This window comes from Micromonospora sp. NPDC049662 (genome assembly GCF_040675055.1).
In the GTDB taxonomy this organism is placed as follows: domain Bacteria; phylum Actinomycetota; class Actinomycetes; order Mycobacteriales; family Micromonosporaceae; genus Micromonospora.
The window spans coordinates 99,135-117,072 of the sequence record NZ_JBFAOC010000017.1 but is presented as its reverse complement, the minus strand read 5'-3'; the positions used below and the strand labels follow the sequence as shown (position 1 = coordinate 117,072).

Annotated in this window: 15 protein-coding genes; 10 read left to right on the top strand and 5 right to left on the bottom strand. The window is 72.0% G+C overall.

Annotation, left to right across the window (positions count from 1 at the left end):
• Positions 1–132: 132 nt before the first annotated feature.
• Positions 133–1,599, bottom strand: coding sequence for an NAD-dependent malic enzyme (locus AB0J36_RS15990; protein WP_355053250.1), 1,467 nt, complete (start codon positions 1,597–1,599; stop codon positions 133–135).
• A 185-nt stretch (positions 1,600–1,784) separates the two neighbouring features.
• Between AB0J36_RS15990 and hflX the strand changes: the two genes are divergently transcribed.
• Positions 1,785–3,239 (top strand): GTPase HflX, encoded by a 1,455-nt coding sequence (hflX, locus tag AB0J36_RS15985; protein ID WP_357122642.1) that lies wholly within the window; start codon positions 1,785–1,787, stop codon positions 3,237–3,239.
• A 50-nt stretch (positions 3,240–3,289) separates the two neighbouring features.
• Complete coding sequence (locus tag AB0J36_RS15980; protein WP_357122645.1) at positions 3,290–5,032, top strand: hypothetical protein; 1,743 nt, start codon at positions 3,290–3,292, stop codon at positions 5,030–5,032.
• 114 nt (positions 5,033–5,146) lie between these two features.
• Here AB0J36_RS15980 and lexA read toward each other — a convergent pair whose 3' ends face one another.
• Positions 5,147–5,932 (bottom strand): transcriptional repressor LexA, encoded by a 786-nt coding sequence (gene lexA, locus AB0J36_RS15975; RefSeq protein WP_355053253.1) that lies wholly within the window; start codon positions 5,930–5,932, stop codon positions 5,147–5,149.
• Between the two features lie 518 nt (positions 5,933–6,450).
• On the opposite strand from lexA, the gene nrdR reads away from it, so the two are divergent.
• From nrdR to pyrE, 3 genes are all read left to right on the top strand, one after another.
• Positions 6,451–6,951: a transcriptional regulator NrdR gene (gene nrdR / locus AB0J36_RS15970; protein ID WP_355053254.1), complete on the top strand. Its 501-nt coding sequence runs from the start codon at positions 6,451–6,453 to the stop codon at positions 6,949–6,951.
• 35 nt (positions 6,952–6,986) lie between these two features.
• Complete coding sequence (locus tag AB0J36_RS15965) at positions 6,987–9,893, top strand: vitamin B12-dependent ribonucleotide reductase (protein ID WP_357122652.1); 2,907 nt, start codon at positions 6,987–6,989, stop codon at positions 9,891–9,893.
• 175 nt (positions 9,894–10,068) lie between these two features.
• Entirely contained in the window at positions 10,069–10,593 is a 525-nt protein-coding gene (gene pyrE / locus AB0J36_RS15960; RefSeq protein WP_363660802.1) for an orotate phosphoribosyltransferase, read from the top strand.
• Between the two features lie 374 nt (positions 10,594–10,967).
• On the opposite strand, the gene AB0J36_RS15955 is transcribed toward pyrE, so the two are convergent.
• A complete protein-coding gene (locus tag AB0J36_RS15955; protein WP_357393619.1) occupies positions 10,968–12,080 on the bottom strand; it encodes an FAD-dependent monooxygenase in 1,113 nt (370 codons plus the stop codon).
• Between the two features lie 138 nt (positions 12,081–12,218).
• Here AB0J36_RS15955 and AB0J36_RS15950 point away from each other — a divergent pair, with 138 nt between their 5' ends.
• Positions 12,219–13,154, top strand: coding sequence for a DUF2332 domain-containing protein (locus AB0J36_RS15950; RefSeq protein ID WP_357122664.1), 936 nt, complete (start codon positions 12,219–12,221; stop codon positions 13,152–13,154).
• Here the strand turns inward: AB0J36_RS15950 and AB0J36_RS15945 are convergent.
• Positions 13,130–14,089, bottom strand: a complete 960-nt coding sequence (locus AB0J36_RS15945) for a MerR family transcriptional regulator (RefSeq protein WP_357393617.1) — start codon at positions 14,087–14,089, stop codon at positions 13,130–13,132. The genes AB0J36_RS15950 and AB0J36_RS15945 overlap by 25 nt on opposite strands.
• Positions 14,090–14,139: 50 nt before the next feature.
• On the opposite strand from AB0J36_RS15945, the gene AB0J36_RS15940 reads away from it, so the two are divergent.
• Both AB0J36_RS15940 and AB0J36_RS15935 read left to right on the top strand, forming a co-directional pair.
• On the top strand, positions 14,140–14,394 hold the full coding sequence (locus tag AB0J36_RS15940; protein WP_363660801.1) for a DUF5522 domain-containing protein: 255 nt from the start codon (positions 14,140–14,142) through the stop codon (positions 14,392–14,394).
• Between the two features lie 88 nt (positions 14,395–14,482).
• Positions 14,483–15,028 (top strand): hypothetical protein, encoded by a 546-nt coding sequence (locus AB0J36_RS15935; protein WP_357122672.1) that lies wholly within the window; start codon positions 14,483–14,485, stop codon positions 15,026–15,028.
• 15 nt (positions 15,029–15,043) lie between these two features.
• On the opposite strand, the gene AB0J36_RS15930 is transcribed toward AB0J36_RS15935, so the two are convergent.
• Entirely contained in the window at positions 15,044–15,733 is a 690-nt protein-coding gene (locus AB0J36_RS15930; RefSeq protein WP_355053263.1) for a metal-dependent transcriptional regulator, read from the bottom strand.
• A 100-nt stretch (positions 15,734–15,833) separates the two neighbouring features.
• Between AB0J36_RS15930 and AB0J36_RS15925 the strand changes: the two genes are divergently transcribed.
• Together AB0J36_RS15925 and AB0J36_RS15920 are read left to right on the top strand one after the other, a co-directional pair.
• The gene (locus tag AB0J36_RS15925; protein ID WP_357393609.1) at positions 15,834–16,694 is read left to right on the top strand and encodes a sulfurtransferase; all 861 of its coding nucleotides are present in this window, start codon (positions 15,834–15,836) and stop codon (positions 16,692–16,694) included.
• Between the two features lie 48 nt (positions 16,695–16,742).
• Positions 16,743–17,924: an acetoin utilization protein AcuC gene (locus tag AB0J36_RS15920; RefSeq protein WP_357393607.1), complete on the top strand. Its 1,182-nt coding sequence runs from the start codon at positions 16,743–16,745 to the stop codon at positions 17,922–17,924.
• Positions 17,925–17,938 lie beyond the last annotated feature (14 nt).

The window sequence follows — 17,938 nt, the reverse complement described above, 5'->3', positions numbered from 1 at the left end:
CCTGCCTCCGGGCCCTTCGCACGTGTTGATCAAGAGGTTCGCGTCAAGAATCGCACCGATTCTGACGCGAACCTCTTGATCACCGGGGAAGTCGAAGCGGGGGCCGGGCGGGGGAGGGGGCTAGGTGGGGGTTTAGGGGGTGGCGCTGGCGGTGGCGGCGATTTCGGGGAGGTCCGCCGGGCCGGGGTCGGCGGCCGGGAGCGGGCTCGGGTTGTGCGCGGCGGCGCGGACGGCGGCGGCGACCGCCGGGGCCACCCGGGAGTCGAAGACGCTCGGCACGATCACCGTCGGGTTGATCTTGTCCTCACCGACGACGTCGGCGATGGCCCGCGCCGCGGCGATCGCCATCTCCTCGGTGAACTCCTCGGCGTGCGCGTCCAACATGCCGCGGAACACCCCGGGGAAGGCGAGCACGTTGTTGATCTGGTTCGGCTGGTCCGAGCGGCCGGTGGCGACCACCGCGGCGTGCTTGCGCGCCTCCCGCGGGTCGACCTCCGGGTCGGGGTTGGCCAGCGCGAAGACGATCGCGTCCTTCGCCATGCCGGCGATGTCGTCGCCGGTGAGCAGGTTCGGGGCGCTGACCCCGATGAACACGTCGGCGCCCCGGATCGCCCCGGGCAGGTCGCCCGAGTAGTTCTCCTTGTTGGTGTTCTCCGCCAGCCACTGCCAGGCCGGGTTGAGGTCGGTCAGGCCGCGGTGCAGGGCGCCCTGGCGGTCGTACGCGATGATGTCGCCGACGCCCTGACGCAGCAGCAGCTTCATGATCGCGGTGCCGGCCGCGCCCGCGCCGGAGACGACCACCCGGACGTCCGAGAGCTGCTTGCCCACGACGCGCAGCGCGTTGGTCAGCGCGGCCAGCACGCAGATCGCGGTGCCGTGCTGGTCGTCGTGGAAGACCGGGATGTCCAGCGCCTCGCGCAGCCGGGCCTCGATCTCGAAGCAGCGCGGCGCGGCGATGTCCTCCAGGTTGATTCCGCCGTACGCGGGCGCGATCGCCTTGACGATCTGCACGATCTCGTCGGTGTCCTGGGTGTCCAGCACCACCGGCCAGGCGTCGACCCCGCCGAAGCGCTTGAACAGCGCGGCCTTGCCCTCCATCACCGGCAGCGAGGCGGCGGGGCCCAGGTTGCCCAGGCCGAGCACCGCCGAGCCGTCGCTGACCACCGCGACGGTGTTGCGCTTGATGGTCAGTCGCCGGGCGTCCGCCGGGTTCTCGGCGATCGCCATGCAGACCCGGGCCACCCCCGGGGTGTACGCGCGGGACAGCTCGTCACGGTTGCGCAGGGCGACCTTCGAGGTCACCTCGATCTTGCCGCCGAGGTGCAGGAGGAACGTCCGGTCGGACACCTTGCGCACGTCCACGCCGTCCAGCGTCCGGAGCGCGTCGACCACCTGGTCGGCGTGCTTGGCGTCGGCGGTGTCGCAGGTCAGGTCGACGATCACGTGGGTCGGGTCCGAGTCCACCACGTCCAGCGCCGTGACGATCGCTCCGGCTTCGCCGACGGAGGTGGTGAGCCGACCGATCGAGGATGCGTCCGCGGTCACGGCGATCCGGATGGTGATCGAAAATCCGGCGCTCGGCAGTCGGGTGATGGCCACGGGATCCCTCCGTCACGGCTGTGCGGCCGGTCGGCCGCCGCCTGAGCATTTCTACCGGGTTGTGGAGGTCGACTGGTATTCGCCCCCGCTTTTGGCGACCTCCAGCACGGGCATATAGCAGGTGCGCTGGGCGTTGTGACGTGTCAGGATTACGTTCTACTTATCAAAACGGACAGGAGAACCGCTTGCGAGACCAGGAGAACTTCGTCCCCGTCGAGGACGAGTTCGACGATGTCACCACCGGCGAGCTGGACCTGTCGGAGCGGCAGTCTCTCCGGCGCGTCCCAGGCCTCTCCACCGAGCTCAGCGACGTCACCGAGGTGGAATACCGCCAGCTTCGGCTGGAGCGGGTGGTCCTGGTGGGCGTCTGGACCGAGGGCACGGTGACCGACGCGGAGAATTCCCTGACCGAGCTGGCCGCGCTCGCCGAGACGGCGGGCTCGCAGGTGCTCGAAGGGCTGATCCAGCGTCGTACGCGACCCGACCCGGCCACCTACATCGGTCGCGGCAAGGTCGACGACCTCGGCGCGGTGGTGCTCTCCACCGGCGCCGACACGGTCATCTGTGACGGCGAGTTGTCCCCGTCGCAGCTGCGCAACCTGGAGCAGCGCACCAAGGTCAAGGTCGTCGACCGCACGGCGCTGATCCTCGACATCTTCGCCCAGCACGCCAAGAGCAAGGAAGGTAAGGCGCAGGTCGAGCTGGCCCAGCTCGAATACCTGCTGCCCCGACTGCGCGGTTGGGGTGAGACGCTGTCCCGCCAGACCGGTGGTTCCGGTCGCGGCGGCGGCGCCGGCGGCGGTGTGGGTGTCCGTGGTCCCGGTGAGACCAAGCTGGAGACCGACCGGCGGCGCATCCGGCACCGCATCTCCCGGCTGCGTCGCGAGATCAAGAGCATGAAGACGGTACGCGTCACCAAGCGTGCCCGTCGTACCCGCAACTCGGTGCCCGCCGTGGCCATCGCCGGCTACACCAACGCCGGCAAGTCCAGCCTGCTCAACCGGCTGACCGGCGCGGGCGTCCTGGTGGAGAACGCGCTGTTCGCCACGCTGGACCCGACGACCCGCAAGGCCACCGCCTCGGACGGGCGGCTCTACACGCTCTCCGACACGGTCGGCTTCGTACGGCACCTGCCGCACCAGATCGTCGAGGCGTTCCGCTCGACGCTGGAGGAGGTCGCGGAGGCCGATCTGGTGGTGCACGTCGTCGACGGCACCCATCCGGATCCGGAGGAGCAGGTGCGGGCGGTGCACGAGGTGCTCGCCGAGGTGGGCGCGGACCGGCTCCCCGAGCTGCTGGTGGTCAACAAGACCGACGCTGCCGACGAGGACACGCTGCTGCGGCTCAAGCGCCTCTGGCCGGACGCGATCTTCGTCTCGGCGCACTCCGGTCGGGGCGTCGACGGGTTGCGCGCGGCGATCGAGGAGCGGCTTCCGCAGCCCGCCGTGGAGGTGCGGGCCGTCCTGCCGTACGACCGGGGGGACCTCGTGTCCCGGGTGCACCGTTCGGGCGAGGTGCTCAGCACGTCGCACCTGGCGGAAGGCACTCTGCTGCACGTCCGGGTCAGCGCGGCGCTCGCCGCCGAGCTGGCGCCGTACGACGTGGCGCCCAAGGGCGAGGCGGTCGGCAGCCGGCCTTGAGCGGCCCCGGCGTCATCCATCCGAAACGCGCGGCATGCGACACTGGCCGAATGCGCCGCGTTGTTTCCTCGGTCACGGTTGCCCTCGGCCTGTTCGGGGCAACCGTGGCGCTGGCCGGAGTCGCCGTAGCCGCTCCCGCTCCCGTGTCATCCCAGCCGCTCGCCGCGGTCGCCGGCAAGAAGCGCTGTACGGTCACCGACGAGCGCCTGCGGGAGCTGTCCGGCCTGGTCGCGACCAAGAGCGGTTACATCGTCATCAACGACGGCACCGAGGTCGACTCGCGGAAGCGGATCTTCTTCCTCGACAGCAAGTGCAAGGTCGCCAAGGATGCGGTCCGCTACTCGGGTTCGGGGCCGTTCGACACCGAGGATCTCGCCGTCTCGCCGAAGGGCGACACCCTGTGGATCGGTGACATCGGCGACAACGCCACCAGCAAGGAGCGGCGGACGCGGATCGCGGTCTGGACGATGCCGATCGCCGGTAACAAGCAGCCGGTGCTGCACCGGCTCTCCTACCCGGAGAACAAGCCCCGTGACGCGGAGGCGCTGCTGGTGGGGGCCGACGGCCTGCCACTGATCATCACGAAGGTGGCGAAGGGCAACTCGGAGATCTTCACCCCGTCGGCGAAGCTGAACAACGGCGACACCCCGCCGGTGCCGATGAAGAAGGTCGGCGAGATCAAGCTGCCGAAGACCACCACCGAGAATCCGCTGAGCGTCTACGGGCGGCTCGCGATCACCGGCGCAGCCCGATCGCCGGATGGCACCCGCGTCGTCGTCCGTACCTACGCGGACGCCTTCGAGTACGACGTCACCGACAACGACATCGTGGGAGCGCTCACCACCGGTAAGCCACGGGTGACGGCGCTGGCCGACCCGTTCGGCGAGGCGATCTCCTACACCCCGGACGGCAAGTCCTTCGTGACGGTCTCCGACGCCGGTCAGTTCGCCGCCGACGAGCCGGTCGACATCCTGAGCTACACGCCGTCCACCAGCGCGGCCGAGCCGTTGGCGGCGACCGCGGGCGACAAGCCGGCGGCCAAGAAGTCGTGGATGGACGGGCTCAGCTTCACCGATATCACCTATCTGGTGGGCGCGGTCGGCGTACTCGGTCTGCTGCTCGTCGGCGCCGGCATCTTCGGCATCGTGCGCGCCCGCCGTCGACCGCCCGCCGCCGACGATTCGGCGGACGACGCCGACGACCGCGCTGGCACGCCCGGGGCCGACCGTGTTCCGCCGGGCGGCGGCCGTCCCAACGCCGGCGTGTACGGCGGCGCAGCAGCCAGCGGCGGGGTCTACGGCGGCTCCGGCCGGGGCGGTGCCGCTCCCGCTGGCGGTGCTGTCTACGGCGGCGGAGGCGAACGCCCCAGCGGCGGGGGTGGACGTCCGGCCGGTGCTGGGGGTGGGCGTCCAGCCGGCCCGGCAGGAGGCGGTTACGGCGCTGCCCGGCCCGGTGGGGCTGGCGGCGCTCCGGCCGGCGCTCCGGCCGGCGGCGGTGTGTACGGCGGCGGCCGTGCCGGCGGTCCCGGAGGGGGCCGGCCCGGTGGCGGTGGTGGCCGGCCGGGCGGCGGTGTGTACGGCGGCGGTGGCCAGCCCGGCGGCGGTCAGCCCGGCGGCGGTCAGCCCGGCGGTGGTCGAGCCGGCGGTGGTCGGGCCGAGCCGCCGCGCCGCGGTGGGCAGGAGCCGGACTACCGGGCTCAGCGGCCCGGTCGCCGACGTGAGGATGACGCGCCCGTCGACCCGTACGGGCAGTATCCCGGCGGCGGTCGTGGCCCTCGGGGCGACCGCTACTGACGCGATCGGCGTCACCTGGCCGCACTGCGACGGTTCTGCCGGATTGCCCGGTCAGCAGGGGGCGAACGGTCGAGCGACGCGGGTGAGCGCCGACGGCACCCACCCGCGTGTCGGTCAGATCCGGCGGAGTACCGCGACGACCCGGCCCATGATGGTGGCGTCGTCACCGGCAATCGGGTCGAAGGCCGGGTTCTGCGGCATCAACCAGACGTGCCCGTCCCGGCGACGGTAGGTCTTGACGGTCGCCTCGCCGTCGAGCATGGCGGCCACGATCTCACCCGAGTCGGCGGTCGGCTGCTGCCGCACGACGACCCAGTCGCCGTCGCAGATCGCCGCGTCGAGCATCGAGTCGCCCTTGACCTGGAGCATGAAGACCTCGCCCTCGCCCACCAGCTCGCGGGGGAGGGGGAAGATGTCCTCCACGGCCTGTTCGGCGAGGATCGGTCCACCGGCGGCGATCCGGCCGAGCATCGGCACGTACGCCGGGGTGGGCCGTTGGGCGCGGGACAGCTCGTCGTCGATGGCTTCGCTGGGCGCGCGGACGTCCACGGCGCGCGGTCGGTTGGGGTCGCGTCGCAGGAAGCCCTTCTTTTCCAGCTCCTTGAGCTGGTAGGCGACGCTCGACGGGGACACCAGGCCGACCGCCTCGCCGATCTCCCGGACGCTCGGCGGGTAGCCGTGCCGCTCCACCCAGGTGCGGATGAACTCCAGGATGCGGCGCTGGCGGGCGGTCAGGTCGACCGTCGCCGGGTCGGGGAAGGCGCTGACCACCGGTGTGACCGGGCGCACGGCGGGCTGACCCGTCCGGCTGCGCGCGGCGGTGCGGCGTCGGGTGGCCGGCGGGCCCGCCTCGGTAATCTGCTGCGGGCTCTTCGGCCGGCTGGCCCGGTCCTCGGTCACGTCCGTCCTCCCTGGTCGGCGCTGGGTGCCTCGTCGGCTCGTGGTGCGTGCGGTTGTTCCTGACCGTATAGGTGAGATCGGTCATTTTCAAACATCTGTACGACCTCTCACCGGCGTGTCGGGGTGAAAAACCACTCTCCTCGTACGGATGTTCTGATAAATGGTACGTCGAGTAGCACGCGTGTTCGATTGTTGCCCGATTCCGGTCGCGCTCGGGGTGGGCGGCCGGTAACCCAGGCGGGGTGTCGGCGTTGGTCTCGCGGGGGGTGGACGACGCCGATGGTCCGTGACGCGCCGGACACGCCGGTCAACTTGACCCGGGTTCGTCGGCGACATACCGTCGACCCCTAGATGTAGTAGTGACACGGGCGTAAGTTGCCCACAGGTTGGGTCTGACTACCGACCGCACTCCCGTAGGGTCGATCACAGCGGGCGCCATGAGCGCATGGCACCGTTGCGGCGGCCTGTGCCCGGGTGTGTCCGGTACGACGCGATTGATCATGATTAGGGGGTCCGCGATGCGGTGTCCGTACTGCCGGCACGCCGACTCCCGGGTGGTCGACTCGCGGGAGGCCGACGACGGTCAGCTCATCCGGCGGCGGCGTTCCTGCCCGGAGTGCGGCAAGCGGTTCACCACGGTCGAGGAGGCGGTCCTCGCGGTCGTCAAACGCAGCGGGGTGACCGAGCCGTTCAGCCGCACGAAGATCATCGGCGGGGTGCGCAAGGCGTGCCAGGGCCGGCCGGTGGACGACGACTCACTCGCGCTGCTCGCGCAGCGGGTGGAGGAGACGGTCCGGGCCAAGGGGGCCGCCGAGATCCCCAGCCACGACGTGGGCCTGGCGATCCTGGGTCCGCTGCGCGACCTGGACGAGATCGCCTACCTGCGGTTCGCCAGCGTCTACCGCTCCTTCGACTCGCTCGCCGACTTCGAGCGCGAGATCGAGACGCTGCGGGCTGCGGCGCGAGCCCGGGAGCAGGGTCGGGCCGACGCGGTCGAGGCCGCCGGCCGTACCAACTGAGACTTCACTGTTTTTCCGAGAGATCAGGACGCGCGGTGGGTGACCGCGCAGACGAGGGGGGCGACGGCGTGACAACGAGCCGTTCACGGAACAAGGCAGGCGCGGGGCTGAAGATCGAGCGCGTGTGGACGACGGAGGGGGTCCACCCGTACGACGAGGTCTCGTGGGAGCGCCGGGACGTCGTGATGACGAACTGGCGGGACGGCTCGATCAACTTCGAGCAGCGGGGCGTGGAGTTCCCGGAGTCGTGGAGCGTCAACGCGGCGAACATCGTCACCACGAAGTACTTCCGGGGCGCGGTGGGGACCCCGGAGCGGGAGTGGTCGCTCAAGCAGCTCATCGACCGGGTGGTGAGCACGTACCGCACCGCCGGCGAGGAGTACGGCTACTTCGCCAGCCCGGCCGACGCCGAGATCTTCGCGCACGAGCTGACCTGGATGCTGCTGCACCAGGTGTTCAGCTTCAACTCGCCGGTCTGGTTCAACGTCGGTACGCCGTCGCCGCAGCAGGTCAGCGCCTGCTTCATCCTGGCCGTCGACGACTCGATGGACTCCATCCTCGACTGGTACAAGGAGGAGGGGCTGATCTTCAAGGGCGGCTCCGGCTCCGGCGTCAACCTGTCGCGCATCCGCTCGTCCCGTGAGCTGCTCTCCTCCGGCGGCAACGCCTCCGGCCCGGTCAGCTTCATGCGTGGCGCGGACGCCTCGGCCGGCACCATCAAGTCCGGCGGTGCCACCCGGCGCGCGGCCAAGATGGTCATCCTCGACGTGGACCACCCGGACATCCAGGAGTTCGTGGTCACCAAGGCGCGCGAGGAGGACAAGATCCGCGCGCTGCGCGACGCCGGGTTCGACATGGACCTCGGCGGCTCCGACATCGTCAGCGTGCAGTACCAGAACGCCAACAACTCGGTCCGGGTCTCCGACGAGTTCATGTCGGCGGTCGAGAACGGCAAGGGTTTCGACCTGCGCGGTCGGCTGGACGGCGCGACGATCGAGACCGTCGATGCCAAGAACCTCTTCCGTGCCATCTCCCAGGCCGCCTGGGAGTGCGCCGACCCGGGCCTGCAGTACGACGACACGATCAACGACTGGCACACCTGCCCGGAGACCGGGCGGATCACCGCGTCGAACCCGTGCTCGGAGTACCTGCACCTGGACAACTCCTCGTGCAACCTGGCCTCGCTCAACCTGATGAAGTTCCTCCGCGCCGACGGTGGCTTCGAGGTGGAGAAGTTCGTCAAGTCCGTCGAGTTCGTCATCACCGCGATGGACATCTCGATCTGCTTCGCCGACTTCCCGACGGAGAAGATCGGAGAGACGTCGCGGGCCTACCGGCAGCTCGGCATCGGCTACGCCAACCTCGGCGCCCTGCTGATGGCCACCGGTCTGCCGTACGACTCGGAGCAGGGCCGCTCGGTCGCCGCCGCGATCACGTCCCTGATGACCGGTACCGCGTACCGGCGCTCGGCCGAGCTGGCCGGGGTCGTCGGCGCGTACGACGGCTACGCCCGCAACGCCGAGCCGCACAAGCGGGTCATGCGCAAGCACGCCGCCGCCAATGACGAGATCAAGCCGACCAGCCCGGTGGCCACCGCGATCGTCCGCGAGGCGACCAAGCAGTGGACCCAGGGCAACAAGATCGGTGACAAGAACGGTTGGCGTAACGCGCAGGCCAGCGTCCTCGCCCCGACCGGCACGATCGGCTTCATGATGGACTGCGACACGACCGGCGTAGAGCCGGACCTGGCGCTGGTCAAGTTCAAGAAGTTGGTCGGCGGCGGCTCGATGCAGATCGTCAACCAGACCGTGCCGCGCGCCCTGCGCAGCCTCGGCTACCCCGAGGAGCAGGTCGAGGCGATCGTCGAGCACATCGCCGATCACGGCCACGTGGTGGACGCCCCGGGCCTGAAGCCGGAGCACTACCCGGTCTTCGACTGCGCGATGGGTGAGCGGACCATCGCCCCGATGGGCCACGTGCGGATGATGGCGGCCATCCAGCCGTTCGTCTCCGGCGCCATCTCCAAGACGGTCAACATGCCGGAGGCGGCCACCGTCGAGGACGTTGAGAAGATTTACTTCGAGGGCTGGAAGCTCGGCCTCAAGGCCCTGGCGATCTACCGGGACAACTGCAAGGTCGGCCAGCCGCTGTCGGTGGCCAAGAAGAACAAGGCCACCGAGCCGGCCGCCGTCGAGACCACGACCGCCGCGCCGGCCGCGGTGGAGAAGGTCATCGAGTACCGGCCGGTGCGCAAGCGCCTGCCGAAGAAGCGCCCGTCCGAGACGGTCAGCTTCTCCGTCGGTGGTGCCGAGGGTTACCTGACCGCGTCGTCCTACCCGGACGACGGCCTCGGCGAGGTCTTCCTCAAGATGTCCAAGCAGGGCTCGACCCTGGCCGGCGTGATGGACGCCTTCTCGGTGGCCATCAGCATCGGCCTGCAGTACGGCGTGCCGCTGGAGACGTTCGTCAGCAAGTTCACCAACATGCGCTTCGAGCCGGCCGGCATGACCGACGACCCGGACGTGCGGATGGCGGCCTCGGTGATGGACTACATCTTCCGTCGCCTGGCACTGGACTTCCTGCCCTACGAGCGCCGCGCCGAGCTGGGCATCTTCACCGCCGGTGAGCGGGCCGCCCAGTTGCGGGCCGAGGCCGACGCGGAGGCCGCCGCCGTCACCGGTGCGGACCTCACCGCCATGGCGTCCTCCGCGCCGGTGGAGGCTCCGGCCAAGACCGAGGCCGTCGCCCAGCCGGCCCAGGAGATGGCCGACGTGGCCGCCGCCAAGCCGGTGACGAGCGTGGGTTCCAGCACCGAGCTGCTGGAGGCCGTGATCGGCAAGGCCGCCGACGCGCCGCTCTGCTTCACCTGCGGTACGAAGATGCGCCCGGCCGGTAGCTGCTACGTCTGCGAGGGCTGCGGCTCCACCAGCGGCTGCAGCTGACGTACGCCCCAGCGCTGCCCCGGCCTCCTTGGTGGAGGTCGGGGCAGCGCTGTTTGCGAGGCTCAGTTCCGGTTCGGGAGATGTCCGCGAAGTTGGGCGTTGTCAGCCGAATTCGATCTCCACCGCAGTGGGCACGGAGGTTGGTTGCCGGCCGGGGAGATGCGAGGCTCGCCGCGTGACTTCTCCCCTCGCGCGTCGCGTCTACGAAACGTGTCACCTGACCGGGTCGTTCCGCCTGCGCTCCGGTCAGACGAGCGACGAGTACTTCGACAAGTACCTGTTCGAGGCGCAGCCCGGCCTGTTGCGGGAGGTGGCCGAGGCGATGGTCGCCCTGCTGCCCGAGTGTGACGTGCTGGCAGCGATGGAGATGGGCGGTATCCCGATCGCCACCGTGATGTCCCAGTTGACCGGGCTGCCGACCGCCTTCGTCCGCAAGCAGGCGAAGGAGTACGGCACCGGCAAGGCCGCCGAGGGCGCTCCCGTGGACGGCCGGCGGGTCGTGGTGATCGAGGACGTGGTCACCACCGGCGGCGCCTTGCTCGCGTCGTGTCGGCAGTTACGGGCCAACGGCGCGACAGTCGAGTCGGTGATCTGTGCGATCGACCGCGAGCAGGGCGGGCGGGAGAATCTGGCCGCCGAAGGGTTGCGGTTGCGCGCCGCCCTGACCCGTCGCGATCTGGAACTCGCCCTGCCGGGCTGAGTGGCCTGACAAGCCGGCTGCGTGAGCCAGTTCCTGCTCAGAACACCGGCACGATCATCTGATGCTGACCAGTCGCAGCAGCTCGGCCACGACTGGTCAGCATCAAGGGATCATGCCGAGGGTGCTGCCCGCGCGCCGTCCATCGCGCCCGCCACGGCAGACGGCACGACGCCGACCACCACACCGGTCGCCACTGCGGCGAACGCCCAGCTCGTCCACTGTCTGCGCACTGGCTCCACTCCCCGGATCCGCTGCTGCCGGCCGTGCCTGGCGACCGTCCACCCAGCCTGGTGAGCCGGGCGCGGTGGCGGCTGAACGGGTCGTGGAATCCGGGCGCATGATCGTGGAATGTGTCCCGACCGACCCGACGGGGGTCAGGGCTGGGCGAACAGCGGACCGTAGTTCGAGCGGAACATCTGCTCACCGAGGCGGCGCATCACCAGGTCGCGCAGCGCGGGCGGGAGGCCGGTGGCCTTGTCCCGGCGGTGGGTCTGGCTGAGCACCCAGTTGGTGCGGGGGCGTCGCCGCGCCTCGTACCCCCGTAGCGCCTCGGGGAGGGAGTCGGCGGCGGCCAGCGACGAGGCGAGCACGACCGCGTCCTCCAGCGCCATCGCCGCGCCCTGGGCCATGTTCGGCGAGGTGGCGTGGGCGGCGTCGCCGATCAGCAGCACCGGCCCGCGGGTCCAGGAGTCGAGGACGACCTCCTGGTTCGGGCCGGCGTGCAGGGTGCTGTCGTCGTGGTCGAGGGCCTTGAGCATGGTCGCCGCCGGCTCGGTGAACGACGCGGCCACGTCGTCGCGCCAGCCCGGCCGGTCGGCCACCGGGCCGTCGTTGTAGTAGCAGTACGTGTGCTCGGCGCTGATCGGGATGGTCAGGAACTGCCGGCCCCGCCCCAGCTGCACCGACCAGAACGGCTCGTCGTCGATCCGGGGAGCGACCCAGCGGTACGCGTACTGGCCCAGGTCGCGGGCCGCCTGACCGGCGAAGGCGAGCCGGCGCACCGTCGAGTGCACCCCGTCCGCGCCGATCACCAGGTCGTACCGTCCGGTGCTGCCGTCGTCGAACTCGACGGCGACCCGGTCGCCCTCCGGGTCGAGCGCGACCGGGTGGCGACCCCAGCGGATCGGGGCGTCTCCGACGCCGGCCGCCAGGGCCCGGTGCAGTCGCGCCCTCGGCAGCGACACGCACGGGCCGACGCCCTGCCACAGCGCGGTCACGTCGATGTCGAAGAGGCGACGTCCCTGCTGGTTGGCGCTGCGCTGCCGGGTGATCTCCACGGCGACGTCGGCGACCGGCTCGCGCAGCCCGAGGACGTCGAGCATGCGGGTCGCGTTGCCGGTGAGGTAGATGCCGGTGCCGGAGTCGGTCGGCCCGGGTGCCCGCTCGACCACGTCGACCGTCGCGCCCCACGGACGCAACGCGGCGACCGTCGCCAGCCCGGCGATGCCCCCGCCGACGATGAGTACCCGGACATTGTCACCCCGCACGACGTGTTCCCTTCCGCTGCGCCGGCCGGCTGAGCTGCTGCTCAGCGGTTTGGCCGCGGCAGCACTCTAGAAGGTGGGTGAGCCAGCGCACGGGTCCGGGGGCTGAATTTCCGGCCAATGGGCTGCGACGATCAGGGCATGACAACCGCCGAGGCGTACGTCGAGTTCGCCCGCCGCGAGGCGTACGGGGTCTCACCCACGTACGAGCGGCTGTCGTACGCCGTCGCCGACGACCACGCCCTGCTCGCCCTGCTCGACGGGCTCCCGCCGGCTAAGCGCCAGCCGAACCTGCTGTACGGCGTGGTCCGCTGGCTGGGCGGCCCGGTCGACGACCCGACCGCGTTCCACGACTACGTGCTGGCCCACTGGCCGGCAATCGACACCGAGCTGAAGCGCAGGGCCACCCAGACGAACGAGGCGGGCCGGTGCGCGGTGCTGCTGCCGGTGCTCGCCGCGCTGCCGCAGCCCCTCGCCCTGCTGGAGGTCGGCGCGTCGGCCGGGCTGTGCCTCTATCCCGACCGGTACGCCTACCGGTACGGCGAGCACGAGGTCGGCGACGGCGGGCCCGTCCTGGAGTGCGCGGCCAGCGGGTTGGTGCCGCCTGGGCGCGTACCCCAGGTGGTGTGGCGGGCCGGCCTCGACCTGAACCCGCTCGACGTGCGCGACCCCGACGACGTGTCCTGGTTGGACGCCCTGATCTGGCCGGAGCACGCGCACCGGCGGGCCCGGCTGCGCGCGGCGGCGGCGGTCGCCGCCGCCGACCCGCCGCTGCTGGTCCGGGGCGACCTGGTGGACGACCTGCCGGCACTGGCGGCCCGCGCGCCGGCCGACGCGACGCTCGTGGTCTTCCACACGTCCGTGCTCTATCAGGTGCCCGCCGCGCGCCGGGACGCGTTCGTGCGGCTGGTCGGTGAGCTGCCAGGGCACTGGATCGCGAACGAGGCCCCGGAGGTGCTGCCCCACGAGGGGCTACCCGACTCGCCGAACGCGGCGTTGCACAACGTCCTCGCGCTGGACGGCAAGCCGTTGGCCTGGACCCGGGGCCATGGTCAGGCGATGACCTGGTTCGGCTGAGACCGAGCCTCCACCGGCATCCGGACGCGCAGCGCTCGGACGAACCAGCCCACGGCCGGCGCGACCGCGCCCCCACCCGACCAGCCGTTGATCACCGACAGCAGGTCGAGGTAGCGGTCCCGGCGGGGGTCGTTGGCCAGGACCAGCCGGTCCAGCATCCGTCGGCGCAGGTCGGCGTCGTCGGCGAGGCCGTGCAGGCGGGCGTACCGGCCGGTGACCGCCGCGACCACCGGATCGGCCTCGGGCCCAGCCGGATCGAGACCGGCGGCCAGGGCAGCCGCCACCCCGTCCCGGACCAGGGCGACGGCGTCCGGGCGGGGGAGTCCGGGCACCTCGTTGTCGGCGGCGTGCTGGCGGGCGAGCCGCCGCATGCTCGTCCGGAAGGTCGGGTCGCGGCACAGCTCGGCCAGCTCCAGCCACGCCTGCACCTGCTCGGCCGTGGGGTCGTCGGGCAGCTCCGGCGTCATCGAGACGAGCACACCCGGGTACATCGGCGGATCGCCGGTGCAGACGCTGTCCAGGAAGTCGTCCACCAGGTGCGCCCGTTCGTGGGCGGTGAGCTGGGCCAACCGGCGCAGGTCGTCGACCTCCGCCGGGCCGGCCCCGCGCCGTGCGGCGACGGTCAGCACCGCCTGGCGCAGTCGTAACACGCGGATCTGCGCCGCCAAGGCCTGCGCGTGGGTGGCCGCCACCTCGCGCAGGGGTGCCTCGCGGTCCACCACCCGACGGATGGCGGCCAGGTCGACGCCCAGGTCACGCAACGTCCGGACGAGTTCCAGCCGGGCGACCGCCGCGGCGTCGAACAGGCGGTAGCCGGCGGAGCTCCGGTCGGTCGGCGGGACGATCCCGCTGTCGGCGTAGTAGCGGATGGTCTTGACGCTCAGGCCGGTGCGCCGGGCCAGGTCGCCGATCGTGTACCGCTCGTCACCGCTCATGCCCCCACCCTCGCGTCTCCCCCCGGTGGAGACTCAAGCAGACTGGCCCGGTGAGCGGAGAGCGACGACCCCTGGCCGGCCGGCCGCTCACCGAGCCGCACCCGTCCCGCCTGCCGCCCGAGCACCCCGACCGGGCCCGGATCCTCGCCGCGCACGACGCCGCGCTGGCCGCCGGAGAGGCCGGTTACCCCGATCCGGCGACGGGTCTGTTCGTGCTCAGCGCCGCCTTCCTGGCCCGTCGTGGCACGTGCTGCGGACGGGGTTGCCGGCACTGCCCGTACGTGGACGATCCACCCTCGGAATGAGGACTTCCGCCGGACCCGGACACCCCGTACGGTTTCCGACGGACATCCGGCGGGCCCCTTCCGCCGTCGGTCGGCGAGAGGGTGGAACGTGCGCGGGCGGATCGTGGTCGCCGGGCTGGCGGGCCTGCTGGTGAGCGGCTGTGCCGCCGAGGCCGGGCCGGTGGCGGTGCCACCACCGGCGCCGGTGGCCCTGGACGTGGCGGCGGCCTCGTCGGGCGGGGCGTGCCGGCTGCTGGACTTCGCGGTGATCGAAGAGATCGTCAAGGTGCGCTTCGACGTGGCGGCGGCCAGCGAGCGGAACGACACCCACACCTGCGTGGTCCGGGCCGAGCGCGCGGCGCTGCCGGAGCTGACGCTCAGCGTGTCCGAGACCAGCATCGACAAGACCACCTTCGGCGCGGACGTGGTGCCCGACAAGGCGACGAAGGTCACCGGCCTGGGTCAGCAGGCGTACCGGCGGACGGCCGCCGCGAGCGGCGGGCACGGGCCGGTCGCCGAGGTCGGTTGGCTGGCCACCGACGGCCGACTCGCCACCCTGACCTGGACCGGCGCCCGGGGCGAGCGCACTGCTGCGGACAAGCTGGCCGCTGAGCTGATCGCCGTGGCCAAGAAGGTCGACACTCGGGCGCTGTGACCGCCCGAGTCCCGGTCAGCTGGCGGCGACGAAGACCCGGGAGGCGACCTCGCGGGGCAGCCGTACCCGGTCACCGGAGCGGTCGATCGACACCCCGTCGCGCTCCTGGGCCACGGTCACCGTGGCGCCCGGGTCGACGCCCGCGGCGTGCAGTTGGCGCAGCACGTCGGAGTCGGTCTGCACGCTCTCGCAGATCCGGCGGACCACGACCGGCCCGGACAGCCCGGGGAACGCCAGGTTGCGCTCGCCCTCGCCGGCCTCGCTGGCCGGGGCCCCGGGGGAGCCCAGCTCCTCCAGACCCGGGATCGGGTTGCCGTACGGCGAGCGGGTCGGCCGGTTGAGCAGGTCGTACACCCGCTTCTCGACGGCGTCGCTCATCACGTGCTCCCAGCGGCAGGCCTCCTCGTGGGCCTCCTCGTAGGGCATCCCGATGACGTTGACGAGCAGCAGCTCGGCGAGGCGGTGCTTGCGCATCACGGCCACGGCGGTGCCCCGGCCGAGCGCGGTGAGCGTCAGGTGCCGGTCGCCCTCGACGGTGAGCAGGCCGTCGCGCTCCATCCGGGCCACGGTCTGGCTGACGGTGGGGCCGCTCTGCTTGAGGCGCTCGGCGATCCGGGCGCGCAGCGGCGGCACTCCCTCCTCCTCCAGCTCGAGGATGGTGCGCAGGTACATCTCGGTCGTGTCGACCAGATCGTGAGACTTCATAAGGTAAGCGGCCCTCCGATGCACGATGCTACCCTGCCGCGCGCCGAGCGACCGCTGCCGAATCGCACCGTGCTGACCCGGATGGTGTTGGATGGTCGCCATGTCCGGTACCGAGGAGCTGCTCGTCGAGGTGGACCGGCTCGCCACCGAACTCGACCACGCCGACCCGCCCACCCTGCTCGACGTCCGCTGGCGGCTCACCGGCCCGCCCGGCCACGACGACTACCTGGCCGGCCACCTGCCCGGCGCGGTCTTCGTCGACCTGGACACCGCGCTGTGCGGGCCGCCCGGCGTCGGCGGCCGGCACCCGCTGCCCGACCCGGGCGCGCTGCGGGGGGTGCTGCGGGCCGCCGGCGTCCGTTCCGGTCACCCCGTGGTGGTGTACGACGGCGGCGACGGCCTGGCCGCCGCCCGCGCCTGGTGGACGTTGCGGTGGGTCGGGCACCGGCCGGTGCGCCTGCTGCACGGGGGCTTCCCGGCCTGGGTCGCCGCCGGCCGACCGGTCTCCACCGAAGCGCCCACCCCGCGCCCTGGCGACGTCGAGGTGCGCCCCGGTGCGCTCCCGGTGCTCGACGCCGGGCAGGCCGCCGCCCTGGCCTGCGCGGACGACGCCGTGCTGCTCGACGTGCGCGCGGCGCCGCGCTTCCGGGGCGAGGTCGAACCGATCGATCCGGTCGCCGGTCACGTGCCGGGCGCGGCGAACCTGCCCGCCGGCGAGTACGTGGGCGCCGACGGGCGCTTCCCGGCCGCCGAGGTGCTGCGGGACCGGTTCGCCGCCGTCGGCGTCCAGGGGGCGCGGGAGGTCGGGGCGTACTGCGGTTCCGGTGTCACCGCCGCGCAGGCGGTCCTCGCGCTGCACCTGGCCGGCCGGCCGGACGCCGCGCTGTACGTCGGGTCGTGGAGCAACTGGGTCGCCGACGCGTCCCGGCCGGTCGCCACCGGGCCGACACCAGAGCGCTGACCAGCGCGTGCGACGGGCCGACGACGGTCCTCGTGCGACGATGGGCTCATGTCCGACGACACGGTGGTGGTGTGGGACCCCGCGCTGCTCGCCTACAACCTGGGTGACCATCCGCTCGACCCGGTCCGGGTGGAGCTGACCGTCGCGCTCGCCCAGGAGTTGGGCGTCCTGACCCGACCCGGTGTGCGCGTGGTCAAGCCGGAGCCCGCCGACGACGCCCTGCTGACCCGCGTGCACGACCCGGCCTACCTGGCCGCCGTACGGGCCGCGCCGCGCGACCCGCTGTTCGCCGGGTACGGGCTGGGCACCTCCGACAACCCGATCTTCGAGGGGATGCACGAGTCCAGCGCGTTGATCGCCGGCGCGACGGTTGCCGCCGCGGAGGCGGTCTGGCGGGGGGACGCCCGTCGGGCCGTCAACGTGGCCGGTGGCCTGCACCACGCGATGCCCGCCCGGGCGTCCGGTTTCTGCGTCTACAACGACCCGGCGGTGGCCATCGCCCGGCTGCTCGACCTGGGCGCGGAGCGGATCGCGTACGTCGACGTGGACGTGCACCACGGCGACGGTGTGCAGGACATCTTCTGGGACGACCCGCGGGTGCTCACGGTCAGCCTGCACGAGACGCCGCTGGCGCTCTTTCCCGGTACCGGCTTTCCCGACGAGACCGGCGGGCCGGGGGCCGGGGGCAGCGCGGTGAACATGCCGCTGCCTCCGGGCGTCGACGACGCCGGCTGGCAGCGGGCGTTCCACGCGATCGTGCCGTCGGTGCTGCGCGCGTTCCGCCCGCAGGTGCTCGTCACCCAGTGCGGCGCGGACGGGCACCGGCTGGACCCGCTGGCCGACCTGAACCTGACGGTGGACGGGCAGCGCGCCACCTACCTTGCGCTGCGGTCGCTCGCCGACGAGCTGTGCGAGGGCCGCTGGGTGGCGACCGGCGGTGGCGGGTACGCGCTGGTCGAGGCGGTGCCCCGGGCGTGGACGCACCTGCTGGCCGTGGCGACCGGCGACCCGATCGACCCGGCGACACTCACCCCGCTCGCCTGGCGGGAGTTGGCGGCGGCCCGTCGACCGGGCCGGGAGATCCCGCTGCGGATGACCGACGACGCCGACCCGTCGTACGAGCCGTGGCAGCCGACGGGCGAGCCGAACGCGGTGGACCGGGCCATCGCGGCGACCCGCAAGACCGTCTTCCCGCTGCTCGGGCTCGATCCGTACGATCCGCGGGACTGAGCCGGGCCGTTTCC

Bases quoted from the DNA above. Each gene is read 5' to 3' on its own strand.
- AB0J36_RS15925 (WP_357393609.1), top strand. From the start codon at position 15,834: ATGTCCGGTACCGAGGAGCTGCTCGTCGAGGTGGACCGGCTCGCCACC.
- AB0J36_RS15980 (WP_357122645.1), top strand. From the start codon at position 3,290: ATGCGCCGCGTTGTTTCCTCGGTCACGGTTGCCCTCGGCCTGTTCGGG.
- nrdR (WP_355053254.1), top strand. From the start codon at position 6,451: ATGCGGTGTCCGTACTGCCGGCACGCCGACTCCCGGGTGGTCGACTCG.
- AB0J36_RS15945 (WP_357393617.1), bottom strand. From the start codon at position 14,089: ATGAGCGGTGACGAGCGGTACACGATCGGCGACCTGGCCCGGCGCACC.
- AB0J36_RS15950 (WP_357122664.1), top strand. From the start codon at position 12,219: ATGACAACCGCCGAGGCGTACGTCGAGTTCGCCCGCCGCGAGGCGTAC.
- AB0J36_RS15930 (WP_355053263.1), bottom strand. From the start codon at position 15,733: ATGAAGTCTCACGATCTGGTCGACACGACCGAGATGTACCTGCGCACC.
- AB0J36_RS15920 (WP_357393607.1), top strand. From the start codon at position 16,743: ATGTCCGACGACACGGTGGTGGTGTGGGACCCCGCGCTGCTCGCCTAC.